The organism is Corynebacterium sp. 22-2729, assembly GCF_053479475.1.
Genome location: NZ_JBRBCA010000002.1, coordinates 44,105 through 61,698 on the forward strand (window position 1 = coordinate 44,105; position 17,594 = coordinate 61,698).

Below are 17,594 nucleotides of genomic sequence, written 5' to 3' on the forward strand. Positions count from 1 at the left end.
ACCCCGGCAGGTCACACCCCCGAGCCCCAACTCTCTGACCTGCAGTTTCTCACACTTGCAAACCATAACCAATAACACATTCCCGATCTAGCGACATTCCGCACTTCGTGGCACCCAGCGTCCGCCAAAATCAATACCAAAATCCCATTTTGGCGAAACCAAACTTTATTGAAACTAGCTCTTGGTGGCGGCTCTCTCCATGACGTAGACGTGGAACCGGACCGCCAAACCTTCGTCCGCGGAGTTTTCCAGACTCACCCCCTCGGCTCTTCGGACAAAGCCTGGATCCTCACCGAACTTGAAAACCGGAGTTAGCTGATACGTCGTCCCGTCCTTTTCCGCAGCAACTGGTGAGACTTTATATCCACCACACAGTATGGACATCCCGTTTCTGTCCATTTGTTGTGGTGCACTATGGTCAGCTTCACTACGGTCAGCTTCTTGACCTGTACCTTTAGCAGTAGTTCTATCAGCTGACTTACCTTCGCAGCCGAGCAAATTGTATTGCTGCAGCTCACTGTTTTGTGACAGAGCGACAAGAATATCCTGGTGATATTTTTCTATGAACGTTGGCTTGCGCCGGTCCATCTTTACCCAGTCAGCAGATAAACCGTCAGCGACTATGGGGGTGCCCCCTCCCAACAAAGGCACCCCTCCCCCTTCACCATGCCTATCCATAGAGAATATTTTCGCAGATACCGGACCAGGGAAAACGACCAGCACGGTGGATACCGCAACAACAACGGCATATGTCGAAAAAATCACTGTCAAAGGAATCGCCAGGGAACCAGGCTGCCCATCAGGGTTTCTGCTATTCCGCGCATTCCGTGCTTTCCACCCAATCCGCGATGCGTAGACGATCAGCAAAACCCAAATCAAAAGGCTTGTACACGCACAGAAAAGAACGAAGGCATAAAACACCAAGTCAATAACATGGACCCCTGGTGCCACGTCAGAGACGTCGAAAGTCCTGTAGAAAACGTCAAAGTCCACAAACTCGCCTTTCTAGCTATTCCCTGCAATCCGCTCACCCGCCTCCGAACGCATGAAGCAAGGCAACTTGGTCAGGCGCCTAACTTGGTGGAGCGGTTGGGGTTAGATGGCGTCCAGAATAACGAAGGTGGCGGCGACCACGCCGCAGATCAGGACAGCCGCAGTCACCGCAACGACCGAGCCGACGTTTGCGGTGAGGCGTTCGGCGCGCAGGCCGGCGCTGAAGCGCAGGTAGCGGCGCCGTTGGGTCAGCAGAATCAGCGCCGCAAGCAGCACTAACACTCCCGCGGCGGGCAGAACGATCACGCCGTAGCGGCCGATCCACCGGAACAACATCGCGCTAACGACCAGCAGCGCCAGCACGGTGCGCTGCCACGACAGGCTGGTGCGCTCCGGCTGAAGCCCCAGGTCAGAGTGCGGGCGCTCGGGCACCTCCCGCGCACCCTGGCGTGAGACCTCCCGCGCAGCCCCAGGCACCGCCCGGCGCCTCACCTACAGCTCCATCCCAAAGTCGCCGAAGATCACAAACCCCAGCACAACCGCGCATGCCACCACGGCCACCCCCGCCAGAAAGGGCACGATCGCAGGTACGGGCAGAGCCTTCCCTGTCCGCATGGCACGCTCCACGCGAAGCCACCGCACCGCCGCCCCCAGACCGATCAGCATGCCAACGATCAGCACCAGCACGGCTGCGGTACTCCACAAATGCTCGGGTACGTCCGGCGAGCGGAACGCCTCCAGCGCCACCCCGCCAGCCAGAAACGCCAGGCTAGTGCGGATCCACGCCAAGAAGGTGCGTTCGTTCGCCAGGGTGAAGCGCGGGTCCGGCTCCTTCCCCTCCGGCAGTAGGGTCCGCGCCAGCCACGAACGCTCGTCCGTACTCGCGCTATCGCACCCAGCGTCCGCGCCATCGCACCCGGCGCCCGCGCTAGGATCCTTAGTCGTCATTCTCTTCCGCGTCGTATTCCTCGGCCTCCTTGGTGCGCTGCTGCGCAGTCTCAATGGCCGCCTGGGCCTCCTCACGAGAGCCGTATGGCCCCATGCGGTTCTCCCAGGCGCCGTCCTTGTCCTGGCTTACCTGGCCGGTTTTCGTGTCGTAGTACCACTTCTGCGCATCGTTTTCGCTCATAAACTCATGTGTACCACACGCGCCGGACAACCCCCGTTCTAATCGGCTGGCCAGGCGAAACGCACCTTTCGCTCTGCCGGATCGGCCTTAATCAGGGTTACTTTAATTGTTGACGCCTCGTCTGGGCCGCCCACACAAGTCGTCAAGATGGGCGGCTCCTCGACAAGAATCTTCGCGCTCTCCTTGCCTTCGCTATGCAGCACGGAGGCGTTGAAGTTCTGGCCCACCCACGGGTGCAAAACGACCGCCTCGGTGAGCCCCAAGCAGGCGCGATCGACGGCGCTGGCTGTCTGACCGCTGGATTTCATCGTGCCGAGGACGTGTTCCACATTGGCGGTAACCCATTCCGGGATCGGTTCGGAGTTTGCGATGGCCAGGCAGACCTCCGTAGCGAAGCGGTCCACCAGGCGCCGCAGTGGCGCGGTGACGTGCGCATAGTGGCCGCCGATGCCAGCGTGAATGCTGGGCTCTACGGCAGCAGCCTCGCCCGCGCTGGCCGCCCCGTCGGCACCTCCGGGCTCGGATGCGCCAGCCTCAGCACCCCCGCCAACCAGCCCGAAGTGCTGATACCCCGCCCCGCGCAGAAGACTCTGCGCGTCACGCATGAGTGCCATGCCACGCGGCGTGGAGGCGTCAATATCAGCTAGCAACTCCCCAATCGATCGCCCCGCGCGATCGAACCCTAACGCCCGCGCGCCGTGGTCGAAGGCGGCAATTTCCTTCTCCCCGGCGGGCGGTAGGGTGCGCAGGATACCCACGCCCGCGCGCACCATCATCTCGCCCGCGCACATACCGGCAAGCAGCGACAGTTCAGCGTTGAAGTCGTTCATCTCCAACCGCTCGTCGATCTCCAATTCGTACCGCTCGGAGCCGTCCTCAGCTTCTACACGCTCCACCGAAATGGAGGGCAACCGCAGGTTTATTGCCTGACGCCGCAGGTCAGATCCCTGGCGCGCGCGACCAACTTCGGGCAACTGCGCGATAGCGGGGTGCAAAGTGCCGCCCTTCATGTCCGCTTCCACCTCTGTGTAATCAAAGCGCTTCACGGAACGAATCAGCGCGCGGTACACGGTGCAGTCCGCGACCTCACCGTCGGCGCGCAGCAAAATATCCCATACCACGGCCGGGCGAGTCTGATCCGGCAATAGCGAGGCACTCCCCTCCGAGAGCTCCGCCGGGTGCAGCCGGGTGGGCTCGTCCGGCAGGTACATGGTTTGGCCACGCTGGAGGGATTCCGCCATCAACGCCCCGGCTGGATCAACAAACGCAGCAACGTCCGCGATTGCATAAAGCACACGCCACCGCGCCGCATTACCTCCGCCGTCTGCGCTTGCTCCTCCGTCGGTCCCCGCCCCGCCGTCGCTGATCCCGCTTACAACACCCGGCGCGTCCTGAATATTCACCGCCTGATCCAAGTCCATCGAACCTGCGGGGTCGATCGTCACAAAAGGAATATCCCGCAGATCACGGCGCTGGTCTGCATGACGGTCCGTGGCCTGCAGCGCTTCGGCGTGAACGTCCTCGGGGAATCGTTCCGGCAGTTCGAATTCCTCTGCAATGGTGCGGAAGTTCAGCTCGGCGGCGAAAAGTTTCATGCCTCCAAGAGTGACACAACCGCGCCACCCCGGCCACGCCTAAGCCCCAAAAAATTTTTAAGTCGAGACAGCCTATGAGCCGGATTCTGTCCTATCCCCCGCACACCCCGCAGCACCTCGAAGGGCACGCCAGGAGTGCGTGAAGACGAGGCGATCATCCATCTGAACCCACCATTGCTGATGGGTTTCAAGCGGCCTACCTGCTCATGGTTGGGCGGGCAGCCCTAGAGCTACGCCGCACGCTGGTGCGCCATCTGGGATAGCGCGCGTGCGAGCACCTTGACCTTGCTCCCGGTGGGGTTTACCTAGCCACCCCAGTCACCTGGGGCGCTGGTGCGCTCTTACCGCACCTTTTCACCCTTACCCGCGCGTGGCGGGCGGTTTATTTTCTGTGGCACTGTTCCCGCGAGTCACCCCGGGTTGCTGTTAGCAACCACCGTTGCCCTGTGGAGTCCGGACTTTCCTCCGCGCCCGGCCTGCCCCGTGTGCAGGGTGGTTCCGCGCGCCGCGATCGCCCGACCGTCTCGACAAGGGTTAACTCTAGCGCACCACTTCTTAGTGAAGGTAGTGCGTGTCGTTGACCCGTCGCACCACGGCGCTGTCATTATTGACGCCCAGCTTGCCCGAACGAGCCATCTCATCTGGACCGAAGAGCTCAATGACGCTCAAACCTGCCAAGTCCAAGTGCAGCGTGCGATACAACGCACCACTTGTGCACAGTGCGTAGCGCAGCATGGACTTAATGGGAGTCACGTGGCTGACCACCACAACGTCCTCGCCCGGGTGGTTGCGCGCAACATCACGCAGGAAGGAGCGCACGCGGTCGAACACCTCGTCGGGGCTTTCGCCTCCGCTGGGTGCGACGGAGCTATCCCACAGGCAGGCATCGTGCTCTAAGGGGAACTGCTCCATGACCTCGGTGAAGGTGCGCCCTTCCCAGTCTCCAAAGTCCATCTCGATGAGAGACTCAGTAAATTGAATGCGCGATGTGGCCGCGCTGGTCTGTCCAATAGCCTCGACCACGGCCTCCGCTGTCTGGCGGGTGCGTTGCAGCGGGGAGCTGTACACAGCCACTGAACCAGGACTGGAGCTGGCAACTGCACCAGTTCCCCCGCTCGCCGGTCGCCCAGCCAGGCGCCCGGCCAACTGCCCGGCCACATAAGCAGCGGCCCGCTGGGCTTGCTCGCGCCCGTGAGCGGTCAGCTCCGGATCGGACAGCCCGGAGAACTGTCCCTGCACACTCATATCCGTCTGTCCGTGGCGCAGCACCCAGAGGCGGGTCGGCTCCCCTCCGGGGTGCCATTCCGGCGAGCTCGCGGCATCCGTCACAGCACCAGCGGAACTCTGCACACCAGCATCCTCTGCTGCGGTACTTGCAGCACCGGCATCCGCAGCACCCTGCTCTGGAGTGGCGGCCGATTGGAACGAAAGGGCGTCATCAAACCAGCGACCCCCAACCCGATCATCCATCGCACGATTGGCCAGCTCGTCGGCGCGCTTGTTCTGCGCTCGCGGCACCCAGTTGTAGGTGACGGCGGCGAGAGTGGCCTCAATATCCTTGACCCGCGCGGCCAGAGGCTTCATGTCAGGGTGCTTGATCTTCCAGCGCCCGCTCATCTGCTCAACGACAAGCTTGGAATCCATGCGCACCTCGATCTCCAGCTCACTCGGAGCTACCCCCTGGATTTCGGCAACGTCAATGGCTAGCTCCAGGGCATTGATCAGCCCCTGGTACTCCGCCACGTTGTTGGTGGCTTTGGCAATAAACTCCCAGCGTGCGGCTACCTCTTGGTCGCCGTCCAGCACCGAGCTTCCGCACCCCGCGATGCCCGGATTACCGCGGGAACCTCCATCGCACTCCACGTACAAGCGCATCCTGTATCACCCTCGATCACCCTTGTTCAACGAATCTTCAGGCCACTCTAGCGCAGCGGCAGGACATTAACTCTTGGGTGTCGGCAATCTCGTCTGCTTGGATGCTCGCTACTTCTCGTGCACGGTCCACGGATCAGTGCGTACGTCGATCACTGTGGTCTGTGCCTTCGTCGCCTTCTTTACGACGCCCTCCGCCTGCGAACACCACGGAAACTCACTAGCCCAGTGGGCAGTATCGATGACGGGGCATCCACCCATGCGCAAGTGTTCATCCACCGGGTGGTGGCGCAGATCGGAGGTCACGAAGCAGTCCACGTCCATCTTGGCGACTTGGCCCAGGAAACTGTCGCCGGCGCCACTGGCGACGGCGACGGTGCGGATCATGGCGTCCGGATCTCCAGCTGCACGCACACCCCATTCAGTGCTGGGCAGCCGCTCGGCCACCCGCGCGGTGAACTCCCGCAAGGTCATGGGCGTATCCAGCTCGCCGACGCGCCCAATGCCGAGTTGCTGGTCAGCGGGCGTGGGCAGGGAGGTTTCCACGCAATCATATGCCGGCTCCTCATAGGGGTGAGCCTTGATCAAAGCCGCGCGGATGGCCTCCCGCTTCGCGGCGGGGGCGACGAACTCGATGCGGACTTCTTCGACCGTTTCCACGTCTCCCACTACCCCGAGGTGCGGGTTCGCCCCTTCCGTAGGCAGAAACTGTCCAGTGACGGAGAACTCAAAGCATGCCTGCTCATAGTCGCCCTGTGCGCCGCCGCCTGCGGAAAAGATGGCGGACTTCACCGCAGGGGCGTCACTAAGAGGAACGGTGAAACCCCACTTATCTGTGCCGGAAGGAATCGGACGCAGCGCAGCACCCGGGGTTACCCCAAGGAGTTCGGCCAGGCGATCGTTGACGCCGGGGCGGGCGGAATCGGCATTTGTGTGCGCGGCGAACAGGGCGATACCGTGGCGGATGAGTTTGTGGACGATGCGGCCCTTCGGAGAATTCGCGGGCACGGCGGTGACCCCGCGGAGCAGGAGCGGATGGTGGACGACCAGCATCTGGGCGCCCAGCTCGATGGCGGAGTCCACTACGGCATCAGTGCAGTCCAGCGCGAAGGCAACCTTGTCGGCGGGCTCGGCGGGGTCGCCGCAGATCAGGCCGACCGCATCCCAGGATTCAGCGAGGTGGGGCGGGTAAGCAGCATCGAGGGCAGCGACGACGTCGGCGACGGTGGTTGCGGCAGTTTCGGCGGGCTGGGCAGGCTGAGCGGGCTGAGCGGTAGTTTCGGCAGCGGACACGAGGGTTCTCCTGGGACGGCTAAATCTTCTGTCCCACCCAGCCTAGCTAGATCTGACAGACTGGAAAGGTGCGCGATTTACCAATTCTGCTTATAGATGTAGACGGAACCTTGATGGATAGCTACCCCGGCATCCGCGCCAGCTTCGTTAAGGCGCTGGAAACACACGGGGTGCCGGTACCACCCGAGGAGCGGGTGCGGCAGATCCCCGGCCCGCCGATGGTCGAGACCCTGGCGGACATTGGGCTAGAAGGCGAACTGCTGCAGAAGGTCTTCGACACATATCTGGCAGACCAGCAGGATGGGCGCTGGCGCGAGGCCACCCCTTTCCCGGGAATGCGCAAGCTGCTGGAGAAGTGGTCCGGCGAGGGCATTGTGCTCTCCACGGCGACGTCGAAGTCCGAGGTTTCCGCAGAGCGGATCCTGCGCGAGCACGACATGATGAAGTACTTCGCGGTGCTCGGCGCTGCGCAGGAGGACGGCACCCGCCGCTCGAAAGCCGCCGTGATCGAATATGCGCTAGAGCAGCTGAAAGAGGCTGACGAGGTGCGCGAGCTGCTGGCTCATATGAGTGCGGAAGAGGGGCTGCAGGCCCTCGACCCGACGAAGATGCTGCTGATCGGTGACCGCATCCACGATGTGGAGGGCGCCGCGCAATCGGGCATTCCGACAGTGCTGGTGGGCTGGGGATACGGCTCGGATGAAGAGCGCGCAAAGGCCGCCTACACCGTAGACACTCCCGCGGAGCTGGACGCGCTGGTGCAGCGCTGGGCCAACGAGGGGTAAAGATCCGGGCTAGGAGGCCGCTCTAGAAGTCGGCTCTACGACTCAGGGCAAGAGAATCAGAGCAACAATCAAGACAAAAGAATCAGGGCAAGAAAGTATTTCAATGCACATTACTGTCGTTTGCACGGGCAATATCTGCCGTTCTCCGATGGGCGAGGTCATCCTCCGTGCTGGCCTCGAGGACGCCGGGATCGCCACCAGCAACTCCCCAGCCGCGGAATCCACTGGTGCTACCGGTTCCACTGGAGCTACCAGTTCCGCGGGTGCTGCCGGTTCCGCTGACGCACCCGTGACCCTGAACTCCTGCGGACTCGGCGGCTGGCACATCGGCGACGGCGCTGACGATCGGGCCGTGGACGAGTTGGCGTCATTGGGCTACGACGGCACCCCCCCACCGCGCGGCACAGCTCGGACCTGCGCATATGGGCGCCGACCTTTTCCTGGCCATGGACGACGGGCATGTGCGCGGCCTGCGCAATGCGGGTGTGGATGCGGATCGCATTCGCCTGTTCCGTAGCTTCGACGCCGACTCCCCCGCCGGTGCCGAAGTCGCCGACCCGTACTACGGCCACCGCTCGGATTTTGCCGAGGTCGGGCAGCAGATTGAGGCCGCTGTGCCGGGAATTGTCGCGTATGTGCAGGAGCAGCTAGGGCAGTAGGAAGTTGGCTGCGGTACTTGGTGGCTGACGGCGGCAATACCCGGGTACCCGACTGCCTGCCCCTGCCAAATGTCGCTAGATCGGGAATGTGTTACCACAAACCGTTTTCATCCAGATAAACCTGCAGGTCAGGACGTTGCGCAAATTTGCAAAACGATCCGAGCGCTGACAGATTCCCGATTCAACGACATTCCCACCCCTAGTAGCCCCACACATTCCCGATCTAACGACATCAGCATGAAAGACTCAGTGCGATACGCCCAAGCCTCCGGTGAGATTAACCGGCTGGCCTAGAAACGTTCCTTTCCACGCTTTTCGGCGCGGAGTTCCTCAAACCGGGAGCGGGTTCCTCCGTAACGATCAGCCAGGTCAGTGTGCTTTCTGGGCTCCTTTTGAGACTTCTCGCCGGAAGCACTTTCGTCCCTGATCAAGGAGGATTTCGCGTCGCTTCGCTGGGATTTGGCATCGGCTGCAGCAGCTGCTTCAGCACCATCACCGACGTCAGCGCCACCAGCACCGTCCCCGCCAGCATCCCCGCTGACCTGGGCATTGAGGCGGGCGACCTCGGCGCTTTCCTCGCGCTCACGCCGGCGCTCCCGCATCTCCGCATACACAAACCACCCCAGCCCCACCGGCGCCAGAATGCCGAACGCAATCCACTGAATCCCGTAGGACAAGTTCGTGCTGCCATCCAAATGAGGCAGTGGTAGCGCCTGCAGATCCGGCGCACCCGCACCGTCACCAGCCATGCCGTTCAGCCGATCCACGCTCTCCGAATCCAACTGCACATAATCCGCAGCCAGCTTCTCCTGCGTCGCCTCGGAAATCTGCTTCGTCGACATACCTGTGACCTGCGTATACCCTTGAGCCTTTGTTGGCTTCGCATCCGGCACAGCCTCGCTCATGCGGATAAACCCGGTCACTTTCACGTCGTCCCGCGGCGCATCCTTCAACCGCGGCGCAGCCCCGTTCCCCTCCACGGCAACCCACCCGCGATGCACCAGAACAGTCTGGCCACTGTCGAGGCGAAAGGGCGTCAACGATTGATAAGAATGAGTCGAGTCGACCGGACGGTTGCGCAGCAGCACCTCTTTGTTCGGCAGGAAATGGCCCTGTAGCGCGACTCTTGTCCATTCTTTTTCGACGCCCACTGATCCCCCTTCACCCGGGATCACCTCGTTGATCGGGGCAGGATCAACCTGCAGGGATTGTTCAAGACGCTGATTGAAGGCGTTTTTGTCCTTGTTCTTTCCCAGTTGCCAGGGGGCCAAGAAGCTGAATGCGGTGTAGGTGAAGGCGATGATAAGGATGGCAGTGATGACCCATCCGGGTGTGAGGAAGTTTCGCCAACCGCTGCGCTTCGTGGAAGTCATGAACCCCATTATTCTCACGACGCGCGAAGTGGCCAAATGTTTCCCCAGGCGCGCTAAGCAACCCTCCGATCAAAAACAAAACACCCCGCAGTCAAAAGTGACTGCGGGGTGAAATCTGTGCGCCCTGACGGGTTCGAACCGCCGACCTGCTGGGTGTAAACCAGCTGCTCTTCCAGCTGAGCTAAAGGCGCGCACTGCTTCGATTACATCGAAACCGCGACTTCGCTTGAAGCGTTAATGACTCTAGCACGCCCAATACCAAAACAACGAAACCGCAGGTAAAAGCGCCAAAAGCACCAAAAGCACGCAAGGTGATTAGCGCTAAATCGCTAACACTTAGGGAAATTAGCGCTTAGTGCCGGAGGAAACCAAGCAGGCGCCCTGCCAGTTCCCCAGGCGCTCGGACTTGGTCTGCACCAGGCCAGCCAGCTGCGCGGACTCGGCGATCACGCCCGGTTCCACTCGGCCAGCATCTGCCTTCGCGGGGGTCAGCAGCCAAATGCTGCCGTCCTCTCCCAGGCTGCGGGTCGCGTCGACTAGACCGTCGACCAAGTCGCCGTCCTCGTCGCGCCACCAGAGAAGTACAACGTCGACGACCTCGTCGGTGTCGATGTCCAACAGTGCGTCGCCAATAGCGTCTTCCAGGGCTTCGCTGATGCTGCTGTCACAGTCCTCGTCCCACCCGATCTCCTGGATCAGGTAGTCGGACTCCACGTTGAGCACCTTGGCCCAATCGCGTCCGTCCTGCGACTGTGCGCCTTTGGTGCCCTGTGCGCTCTTAGTGTCGATGCCGTGTGCACCGCCAGCGGAGCCTGCAGAGCTCGAAGCCGAACCGGGGGCTATTGCCACTGTTTTTTCGTACCTTTCTGGGAAAGCCAGCCGTGTATAGTTCCGCCGTCTAGCTAGTAGCGAAGTTATCGCAGCTGGTGTGGTTAAAAATCTTCATTTTTGAACCTAACACAATCCCGTTATCTCCGAAGGTTTTCTAACGGGACTTTGACGTAGTGTGGGAAACACAAGGGGCTTACCCTCAAGCGCCCGTAACCCATGGAACCTAGGAGGACGAAACACATGTCCGCTTCGGCAGAAGAAAACAATAGCGCTTACGATTCCAGCAACTTTGCTTTAATCCGCGATGGAGTGGCCTCGTACCTGGCCGACTCCGACCCGGAGGAAACCCAGGAATGGATGGATTCCCTGGACGGGCTGCTGGAATCCGCAGGCCCCGATCGCGGTCGCTACCTGATGTTGCGCCTGCTTGAACGTGCAACTGCCAAGCGAGTCCCCCTTCCTCCGCTGCTTTCCACCGACTACGTCAACACCATTCCCACCACCCAGGAACCGGAATTCCCCGGTGATGAGGAGATCGAAAAGCGCTACCGCCGTTGGATCCGCTGGAACGCGGCCATCATGGTGCACCGCGCGCAGCGCCCGGGTATTGGGGTGGGTGGACACATCTCCACCTACGCCGGCGCCGCCCCGCTGTACGAGGTCGGCCTGAACCACTTCTTCCGCGGCAAGGATCACCCAGGCGGCGGCGATCAGATTTTCTTCCAGGGTCACGCCTCCCCGGGCATGTACGCCCGTGCTTTCCTTGAGGGGCGCCTCAGCGAGGAGGACCTGGATGCCTTCCGCCAGGAGGCCTCCAAGCCCGGCCATGGCCTCCCCTCCTACCCGCACCCGCACGGCATGCCGGAGTTCTGGGAGTTCCCAACCGTTTCCATGGGTCTGGGTCCGATGGATGCCATCTACCAGGCGCGCTTCAACCGTTACCTGCATGACCGTGGCATCAAGGACACCTCCCAGCAGCACGTCTGGGCTTTCCTCGGCGATGGCGAGATGGATGAGCCGGAGTCTCGCGGCCTGATCCAAACCGCTGCGCTAAATAACCTGGATAACCTCACGTTCGTCATCAACTGCAACCTGCAGCGTCTGGACGGCCCGGTGCGCGGTAACACGAAGATTATCCAGGAGTTGGAGAGCTTCTTCCGCGGCGCGGGCTGGAATGTCATCAAGGTCGTGTGGGGTCGTGAGTGGGACGAGCTCTTCGCCCGCGACGAAGAGGGTGCCTTGGTTCACGCCATGAACACCACTCCGGATGGCGACTTCCAGACGTTCAAGGCCAACGACGGCGCATACGTCCGCGAGTACTTCTTCAACAAGGACCCGCGCACCGCCAAGCTGGTGGAAGACATGACGGACGAGGAGATCTGGCACCTGCGCCGCGGCGGCCACGACTACCGCAAGATTTACGCCGCCTACAAGCGTGCCCTGGAGACCAAGGATCAGCCGACCGTCATCCTGGCGCACACCATTAAGGGCTACGGCCTGGGCCACAACTTCGAGGGCCGTAATGCTACCCACCAGATGAAGAAGCTCACGCTGGACGATCTGAAGCTCTTCCGCGATAAGCAGGACATTCCGATCTCCGACGAGGAGCTGGAGAAGGATCCGTACCTGCCGCCGTACTTCCACCCCGGCCCGGACGCCGAGGAGATCAAGTACATGGTGAACCGCCGCAAGGAACTCGGCGGCTTCCTGCCGGAGCGCCGCGAAAAGTTCACCCCGCTGAAGATGCCGGATCTATCCATCGCCAAGCTGGCCCGCAAGGGTTCCGGCAAGCAGGAAGTCGCCACCACCATGGCGTTGGTCCGTGTGTTCAAGGATCTTATGCGCGACGATGAGCTGAAGAAGCGCATTGTGCCCATCGTGCCTGATGAGGCGCGTACTTTCGGCATGGACTCCTGGTTCCCGACGTTGAAGATCTACAACCCGCACGGCCAGAGCTATACGCCGGTGGATCACGACCTGATGCTTTCCTACCGCGAGGCCACGGACGGCCACATCCTGCACGAGGGCATTTCGGAGGCCGGTTCTCTGGCGTCCTTCATTGCCGCGGGCACCAGCTACGCCACGCACGGCGAGGTCATGATCCCGCTGTACATCTTCTACTCCATGTTCGGCTTCCAGCGCGTCGGCGATGAAATCTGGGCGGCGGGCGACCAGATGTCTCGCGGATTCCTGATCGGCGCCACCGCAGGCCGCACTACGCTGACAGGCGAGGGCTTGCAGCATATGGACGGCAACTCCCCCGTGTTGGCGTCCACAAACCCTGCCGTGGTGACCTACGACCCGGCGTTTGCCTTCGAGATCGCCCACATCGTGCACCGTGGCATCGAGCGCATGTACGGCGAGAACAGCAACGATGGCCGCGGCGAGGACGTGATCTACTACATCACGGCCTACAATGAGCCGATCCACCAGCCGGCGGAGCCGGAGGACCTCGACGTGGAGGGTCTGCACAAGGGCATTTACCTTTATGACGCCGCCTCGGATTCAGCGGAGCTGCAGGCCAATATTCTGGCCTCTGGCGTGGCCATGACGGCAGCGTTGAAGGCGAAGGAACTGCTGAAGGAGTTCGACGTCGACGCAAACGTGTTCTCTGTGACCAGCTGGAACGAGCTGGCCCGCGATGGCCAGGCCGTGGAGTTGGAGCAGCTTCGCGATCCGTCGGCGGAGCCACGCACTGCGTTCATCACTCAGCAGCTGGAGGCTGCGGAAGGTCCGTTCGTGGCCGTCAGCGACTACGCCACCACCGTGGCGGAGCAGGTACGCAAGTGGGTGCCGGGCGAATACGTGGTGCTGGGCGCCGATGGCTTCGGCTTTGCGGATACCCGCGAGGCAGCGCGCCGTTACTTCAACGTGGATGCTGAGTCCATCGTGGTGGGCGTGCTGCTGGGGCTGGCGCGCGAGGGCAAGATCGAGCGCTCTGTGGCTGCGGAGGCGGCCGAGCGTTTCCAGATCAACGACCCGACCGCTACCAACTAGCCCAGCAGGTTTAGTAGCGCCCGGTTGACATCCTCCGGGCGTTCAACCGGCAGCATGTGCCCGGACTCCGGGTATTCGTGCAGGTCGGCGCGGGGCCACAGCTCGTGGATGCGTCGGCTCTGGCTGGGTGGGGTGACGTCATCCATTGCGCCGACCAGAATCTCCCCGGGGATGTCGGCAAGCAACTCGGCGGTGGCGATTTCGTCGTGATCCGTCAGGTCGTCGAGGTAGCCCAGCAGGGTGGGCATGGGGGTGTTGGCGATCTCGTTGGCGTGGAAACTCAGCACATCGAAGTCGTCGGAGGCGCCGTCGTCCAACGAGCCGTGGTAAATAAAGGCGGCGATAACGGGCTTGATGGCCCACTCCACCAGGCTTTTTGCCCATTCCAATTGGCTGGGGCTCTGTGCCCCAAGCCAACGCACCGCGCGCACCAGCGGGGAGTGCAGAATCCGCGATACGCCCTTGGAGGCAAAGGTATCAATCGCCCCGTTGACCAGCGCAATGCCACCGATCCGCTGGCGGTCTTCCCTACTTAGGTGACGCAATACGCCCAGGACTATCATCGCGCCCATCGAGTGGCCAGCCAGGATCAGCCTGCCCGTGGGTGCAAGCGTACGGATGGTTTCGGCTAAGTCGATGGCGGTGCGTTCAATGTCCAAGCCCGGCATGGGCTGCGGGCCGTTCGGCCCAGGGGTGGTTTCGCTGGCGCCGTGGCCGCGCAGATCCGGCAGCAGGATGCGCAGGTTCGGTAGCTCGCGCACCGCGGCCAGTTGGAAAAACCAGGAGGCGGCCGTCAGGTTGAAGCCGTGTACGAGGATGAGGGTGGTGGGTGCGGACGAGGGGGCGTCCTTATAAGAAAAAGAGTAAGAACGCACCTCGTGGACCGCGACCTTGGCGCCGTCGTCCATGGCGAGGCGGTGGATCCACCGGGCGCGTGGCAGTCCGGGGACGGCGGGCGGGTCGCGCAGCACAATGCTGGCGAGGTTGCGGACGGCGGTGGTAAGACGCATGGGAAGGACCTCCGCAAGATTGTTAGGATGAGTGTACAAACGCCAAAGCGCGCACGACTTGGTCGAGCTGAAGCGAGCTATAGCGAGCTAACGGTTGCTATAGGTTTTGTAGCTTAGTGCGCAGCGCGCGGGTCGCGTTAGTTGCAGGAGAAGGAACGAAGATGGCTGAGGAAAACAACCAGCTGGCAGCAGCGCTGTCGAAGAAGTTGAAGCAGGACAGCGCCAACGCCGAGGCTGGCAATAAGGCTGACAGCAAGGCTAACTCTGCAGGCAAGGCTGGGAAGTCTGATAAAGCAGATAAGCGCGGAACCGTGCTCGACATCGTGGAGGACGCGACCGGCATCGAGCGCGACGAGTTGGAAGGCTCGAAGCGCCTGGGCGATGACCTGAACATCGACTCGCTCTCCCTGATGGATATTGCCGTGCGCTTGGAAGAGGAGTTCGGTGTGGAAGTGCCGGACGAGGACATCAACCGAGTGAAGACCATCGACGAGCTGGTTGGCCTGGTGGATAAGTGAGCGGACAAGTGAGTGCGGAGGCGGCTGGCACGGCCAGTGCTGTGGAGAACGTACTCGCCGAGCTGCAGGAATGGCCCGTAGACAACGTAGCCGCGGCGGCGCTGTGGGACGGCACTACGGCAACCTATGGTGACACAGCAGCGCGGTTCCCACTGGCCAGCGTGAGCAAGCTGATTACCGCCTATGCCACTCTGTTGGCCGTGGAGGAAGGCGCCTTCGAGCTGGATCAGCAGGTTCCGGCGGAGTTGCTGCCCGAGTTCGACGACCTGCCGACGGTGCGCGAGTTGCTGGCGCACACGAGTGGCATTGGTTTCCGCGGCCGCTCCCCGGAAAAGCCGCGCGGTGCTCGGAGGATCTACTCTTCGGCGGGCTACGAGGTGCTGGCGGACTTCATCGCCGCGGAAGCCGACATGCCTTTCGCGGACTACGTGGCCGAGGGCGTGTGCGCACCGTTGGGGATTGAGGTCACGGTCGAGGGCAGCGCGGGGCACGGTTTTTCCGCCTCGGTTGACGCTCTATCGGCGCTGTGTGCGGAATTTTTGACGCCCACAGTGTTGGCTCCCACCACCCTGCGCGAGGCGCTGGAACCGCAGTGGCCGGAGCTTTCCGGAGTAGTCCCCGGCTATGGAATGCAGAAGCCCTGCCCGTGGGGACTGGGCTTTGAACTGCACGGTGAGAAGTCGCCGCACTGGTTGGGCGAAAAGATGCCCGTGACGGTAGCGGGGCACTTCGGGCAGTCGGGAACATTCTTATGGTTCCACCCGGAAACAAAGAAAGCCGCCGTCGTCCTCACGGATGAGGACTTCGGCGACTGGGCCAAGCAGCGCTGGGATGGTTTCAACCAGCGACTGTGGGAGGCCATGGGTTAGGCCCGGCTGCGCTAGAGGCACAGCCGGGTAGGGGGTTATTCGAAGGTGGTACGCAGGTCCTTGTGGCCCTCTGCATGCCAGTCCACGTAGGCATTGTCCTTCGTCTCGATACCCTGTTCCTTCTCGTGCGGCACCTTTGCAACAATGTTGCGGCGTGCACGGCCAGAGCGCAGCTGGGATTCGATACGCTCGGCCAGCTTCGCCAGACCCATGTTGATCAGGATCATGATTACAGCAATCAGCATCAGCGCCGGGATCATCGCACCGTAGTACTCACCCAGCTGGCGGCCGGAGCGGACAACCTCCACGAAGCCGATCATGTAGCCCAGCGCGGAGTCCTTTAGCGCAATGACCATCTGGGAGATGATCGCAGGCAACATAGCTGCCACGGCCTGTGGCAGCAGGATCAGGAAGATGGACTGGCGGTGGCTCAAGCCCAAAGCGATAGCGGCTTCGCGCTGGCCGCGCGGTAGCGATTCGATACCGGAGCGCAGGGTCTCGGCGATCACGGAGCCGTTGTACATCGTCAGGCCGAACACCACTGCCGTGAAGCCTAGCCAGTTAGAAGGCACCAGCTGTAGCAGGGAGAATACGGCGTAGGCGAAAAGCATCAGCACCAGCACCGGGATGGAGCGGAAGAATTCCACGATGATGCCGCAGATCCAGCGGACCGGGGCGGCCATGGATAGGCGCCCCACGCCCAGCAGGGCGCCGATGGCAATAGCCAGGACAATGGAGACCACGGCCGCACCGATCGTGGAGATCAAACCGGGGATGATGTACGTCGTCCAGGTTGATCCTTCCAGGAAGAAGGACCACTTTGCGGATTCGAACTGGCCTTTCTCGTTGAGCTTCAAGCCAACTAGAACCAGGATCGCCGCGACTACTACGACCGTAATAACGGTCAGGATTGAGTTGAGCCTGCGGCCCTTGGGGCCTGGGGCGTCATACAAAACAGTTGCGCGTACAGACATTAGCGCTTCACCGCCCATCGCTTACCTGCCCAACCGAAGAACAAACCGGTGGGGAGCGTCAAGATAATAAACCCAATTGCGATGACTCCGAAGATCACCAGGATGTCGCTGGCGTAGTCCTCCGTCAGGGTCTTCATCAACAGGGAGGCCTCGGCCACACCAATCACGGATGCGATGGTGGTGTTCTTCGTCAACGCGATCAGAGTGTTGCCCAGTGGCACGATCGCGCCGCGCAGAGCCTGCGGGAAGATCACGTGGCGGAAGTTCTGACCAAAGCTAAGGCCCAGGGAACGGGCGGCTTCGGCCTGGCCGAAGGGCACGGTATTAATGCCGGAGCGTAGTGACTCGGCCACGAAGCAGGAGGTGTAGGCCACGAAGGCCAGAACCGCCAACCGGAAGTTCTGCTTTTCGATGAAGGAATCGTTCTCCACCGCCAGCAGCAGGCCGAGGTTGTAGTACAGACCCATGGAGGCCAGCAGAATGATCAACGTCAGCGGGGTGTTACGAACGATGTTGATGTACCACGCGGACAGGTTGCGCAGGATGGCCACGGGGCTCACGCGCATTGCGGTCAGGATGATTCCGAAGATCATTGATCCCACCGCAGAGAAGAACGTCAACTTGATGGTTACCCAGAATGCCGGTAGCAGTTCGGGCTTCATCTCGGACCATAGTTCGGGGTTCATAGTGCGTTCC

The 17,594-nt window shown here is 61.7% G+C and carries 16 protein-coding genes, 1 tRNA gene, 1 other RNA gene and 1 pseudogene; 5 read left to right on the plus strand and 14 right to left on the minus strand.

Annotation, left to right across the window (positions count from 1 at the left end; translation table 11 throughout):
- Window positions 1-174 precede the first annotated feature (174 nt).
- The 8 genes from ACUY2T_RS01670 to ACUY2T_RS01705 all read right to left on the minus strand — a co-directional run bounded on the left by ACUY2T_RS01670 (window position 175) and on the right by ACUY2T_RS01705 (window position 6,882).
- Entirely contained in the window at window positions 175-993 is an 819-nt protein-coding gene (locus ACUY2T_RS01670) for a hypothetical protein (RefSeq protein ID WP_448307213.1), read from the minus strand.
- A 102-nt stretch (window positions 994-1,095) separates the two neighbouring features.
- Window positions 1,096-1,425, minus strand: a complete 330-nt coding sequence (locus tag ACUY2T_RS01675) for a DUF202 domain-containing protein (RefSeq protein WP_448307215.1) — start codon at window positions 1,423-1,425, stop codon at window positions 1,096-1,098.
- Window positions 1,426-1,485: 60 nt separating this feature from the next.
- Window positions 1,486-1,941, minus strand: a complete 456-nt coding sequence (locus ACUY2T_RS01680; protein ID WP_448307217.1) for a YidH family protein — start codon at window positions 1,939-1,941, stop codon at window positions 1,486-1,488.
- On the minus strand, window positions 1,931-2,122 hold the full coding sequence (locus ACUY2T_RS01685) for an SPOR domain-containing protein (RefSeq protein WP_448307219.1): 192 nt from the start codon (window positions 2,120-2,122) through the stop codon (window positions 1,931-1,933). Before ACUY2T_RS01685 ends, ACUY2T_RS01680 begins: the two co-directional genes overlap by 11 nt.
- Before the next feature lie 38 nt (window positions 2,123-2,160).
- On the minus strand, window positions 2,161-3,717 hold the full coding sequence (locus ACUY2T_RS01690) for an RNB domain-containing ribonuclease (protein ID WP_448307221.1): 1,557 nt from the start codon (window positions 3,715-3,717) through the stop codon (window positions 2,161-2,163).
- A gap of 59 nt (window positions 3,718-3,776) precedes the next feature.
- An RNA gene (gene rnpB, locus ACUY2T_RS01695) (RNase P RNA component class A) lies at window positions 3,777-4,244 on the minus strand.
- A 28-nt stretch (window positions 4,245-4,272) separates the two neighbouring features.
- Entirely contained in the window at window positions 4,273-5,592 is a 1,320-nt protein-coding gene (locus ACUY2T_RS01700) for a bifunctional RNase H/acid phosphatase (RefSeq protein WP_448307223.1), read from the minus strand.
- 108 nt (window positions 5,593-5,700) lie between these two features.
- Complete coding sequence (locus ACUY2T_RS01705) at window positions 5,701-6,882, minus strand: Nif3-like dinuclear metal center hexameric protein (protein WP_448307225.1); 1,182 nt, start codon at window positions 6,880-6,882, stop codon at window positions 5,701-5,703.
- Between the two features lie 68 nt (window positions 6,883-6,950).
- Here ACUY2T_RS01705 and ACUY2T_RS01710 point away from each other — a divergent pair, with 68 nt between their 5' ends.
- Together ACUY2T_RS01710 and ACUY2T_RS01715 are read left to right on the plus strand one after the other, a co-directional pair.
- Window positions 6,951-7,667: an HAD hydrolase-like protein gene (locus tag ACUY2T_RS01710; RefSeq protein WP_448307227.1), complete on the plus strand. Its 717-nt coding sequence runs from the start codon at window positions 6,951-6,953 to the stop codon at window positions 7,665-7,667.
- 103 nt (window positions 7,668-7,770) lie between these two features.
- A pseudogene (locus tag ACUY2T_RS01715) lies at window positions 7,771-8,326 on the plus strand (low molecular weight protein-tyrosine-phosphatase).
- Between the two features lie 290 nt (window positions 8,327-8,616).
- Here ACUY2T_RS01715 and ACUY2T_RS01720 read toward each other — a convergent pair.
- The 3 genes from ACUY2T_RS01720 to ACUY2T_RS01730 all read right to left on the minus strand — a co-directional run bounded on the left by ACUY2T_RS01720 (window position 8,617) and on the right by ACUY2T_RS01730 (window position 10,422).
- Window positions 8,617-9,699 carry an SURF1 family cytochrome oxidase biogenesis protein gene (locus ACUY2T_RS01720; protein WP_448307229.1) on the minus strand — a complete coding sequence of 361 codons (1,083 nt, stop codon included), beginning with the start codon at window positions 9,697-9,699 and terminating at the stop codon, window positions 8,617-8,619.
- 118 nt (window positions 9,700-9,817) lie between these two features.
- Window positions 9,818-9,890 (minus strand) — tRNA-Val (locus tag ACUY2T_RS01725).
- Window positions 9,891-10,044: 154 nt separating this feature from the next.
- Window positions 10,045-10,422 carry a DUF3052 domain-containing protein gene (locus ACUY2T_RS01730; RefSeq protein WP_448307473.1) on the minus strand — a complete coding sequence of 126 codons (378 nt, stop codon included), beginning with the start codon at window positions 10,420-10,422 and terminating at the stop codon, window positions 10,045-10,047.
- Between the two features lie 348 nt (window positions 10,423-10,770).
- Between ACUY2T_RS01730 and aceE the strand changes: the two genes are divergently transcribed.
- Window positions 10,771-13,527 carry a pyruvate dehydrogenase (acetyl-transferring), homodimeric type gene (gene aceE / locus ACUY2T_RS01735; RefSeq protein WP_448307231.1) on the plus strand — a complete coding sequence of 919 codons (2,757 nt, stop codon included), beginning with the start codon at window positions 10,771-10,773 and terminating at the stop codon, window positions 13,525-13,527.
- Here aceE and ACUY2T_RS01740 read toward each other — a convergent pair.
- Entirely contained in the window at window positions 13,524-14,537 is a 1,014-nt protein-coding gene (locus ACUY2T_RS01740) for an alpha/beta fold hydrolase (protein ID WP_448307233.1), read from the minus strand. The genes aceE and ACUY2T_RS01740 overlap by 4 nt on opposite strands.
- A 161-nt stretch (window positions 14,538-14,698) precedes the next feature.
- On the opposite strand from ACUY2T_RS01740, the gene ACUY2T_RS01745 reads away from it, so the two are divergent.
- Entirely contained in the window at window positions 14,699-15,055 is a 357-nt protein-coding gene (locus ACUY2T_RS01745) for an acyl carrier protein (RefSeq protein WP_448307235.1), read from the plus strand.
- Window positions 15,052-15,924, plus strand: coding sequence for a serine hydrolase domain-containing protein (locus tag ACUY2T_RS01750; RefSeq protein WP_448307237.1), 873 nt, complete (start codon window positions 15,052-15,054; stop codon window positions 15,922-15,924). Before ACUY2T_RS01745 ends, ACUY2T_RS01750 begins: the two co-directional genes overlap by 4 nt.
- Window positions 15,925-15,959: 35 nt before the next feature.
- Here ACUY2T_RS01750 and ACUY2T_RS01755 read toward each other — a convergent pair whose 3' ends face one another.
- Complete coding sequence (locus tag ACUY2T_RS01755) at window positions 15,960-16,898, minus strand: amino acid ABC transporter permease (protein WP_448307239.1); 939 nt, start codon at window positions 16,896-16,898, stop codon at window positions 15,960-15,962.
- A complete protein-coding gene (locus ACUY2T_RS01760) occupies window positions 16,898-17,584 on the minus strand; it encodes an amino acid ABC transporter permease (RefSeq protein WP_293791814.1) in 687 nt (228 codons plus the stop codon). Before ACUY2T_RS01760 ends, ACUY2T_RS01755 begins: the two co-directional genes overlap by 1 nt.
- Window positions 17,585-17,594: the final 10 nt, after the last annotated feature.

Excerpts from the sequence above, each read along its gene's own strand:
- ACUY2T_RS01680 (WP_448307217.1), bottom strand. The coding sequence starts at position 1,941 with ATGACGACTAAGGATCCTAGCGCGGGCGCCGGGTGCGATGGCGCGGAC.
- ACUY2T_RS01685 (WP_448307219.1), bottom strand. The coding sequence starts at position 2,122 with ATGAGCGAAAACGATGCGCAGAAGTGGTACTACGACACGAAAACCGGC.
- ACUY2T_RS01690 (WP_448307221.1), bottom strand. The coding sequence starts at position 3,717 with ATGAAACTTTTCGCCGCCGAGCTGAACTTCCGCACCATTGCAGAGGAA.
- ACUY2T_RS01700 (WP_448307223.1), bottom strand. The coding sequence starts at position 5,592 with ATGCGCTTGTACGTGGAGTGCGATGGAGGTTCCCGCGGTAATCCGGGC.
- ACUY2T_RS01720 (WP_448307229.1), bottom strand. The coding sequence starts at position 9,699 with ATGACTTCCACGAAGCGCAGCGGTTGGCGAAACTTCCTCACACCCGGA.
- aceE (WP_448307231.1), top strand. The coding sequence starts at position 10,771 with ATGTCCGCTTCGGCAGAAGAAAACAATAGCGCTTACGATTCCAGCAAC.
- ACUY2T_RS01740 (WP_448307233.1), bottom strand. The coding sequence starts at position 14,537 with ATGCGTCTTACCACCGCCGTCCGCAACCTCGCCAGCATTGTGCTGCGC.
- ACUY2T_RS01745 (WP_448307235.1), top strand. The coding sequence starts at position 14,699 with ATGGCTGAGGAAAACAACCAGCTGGCAGCAGCGCTGTCGAAGAAGTTG.
- ACUY2T_RS01755 (WP_448307239.1), bottom strand. The coding sequence starts at position 16,898 with ATGTCTGTACGCGCAACTGTTTTGTATGACGCCCCAGGCCCCAAGGGC.
- ACUY2T_RS01760 (WP_293791814.1), bottom strand. The coding sequence starts at position 17,584 with ATGAACCCCGAACTATGGTCCGAGATGAAGCCCGAACTGCTACCGGCA.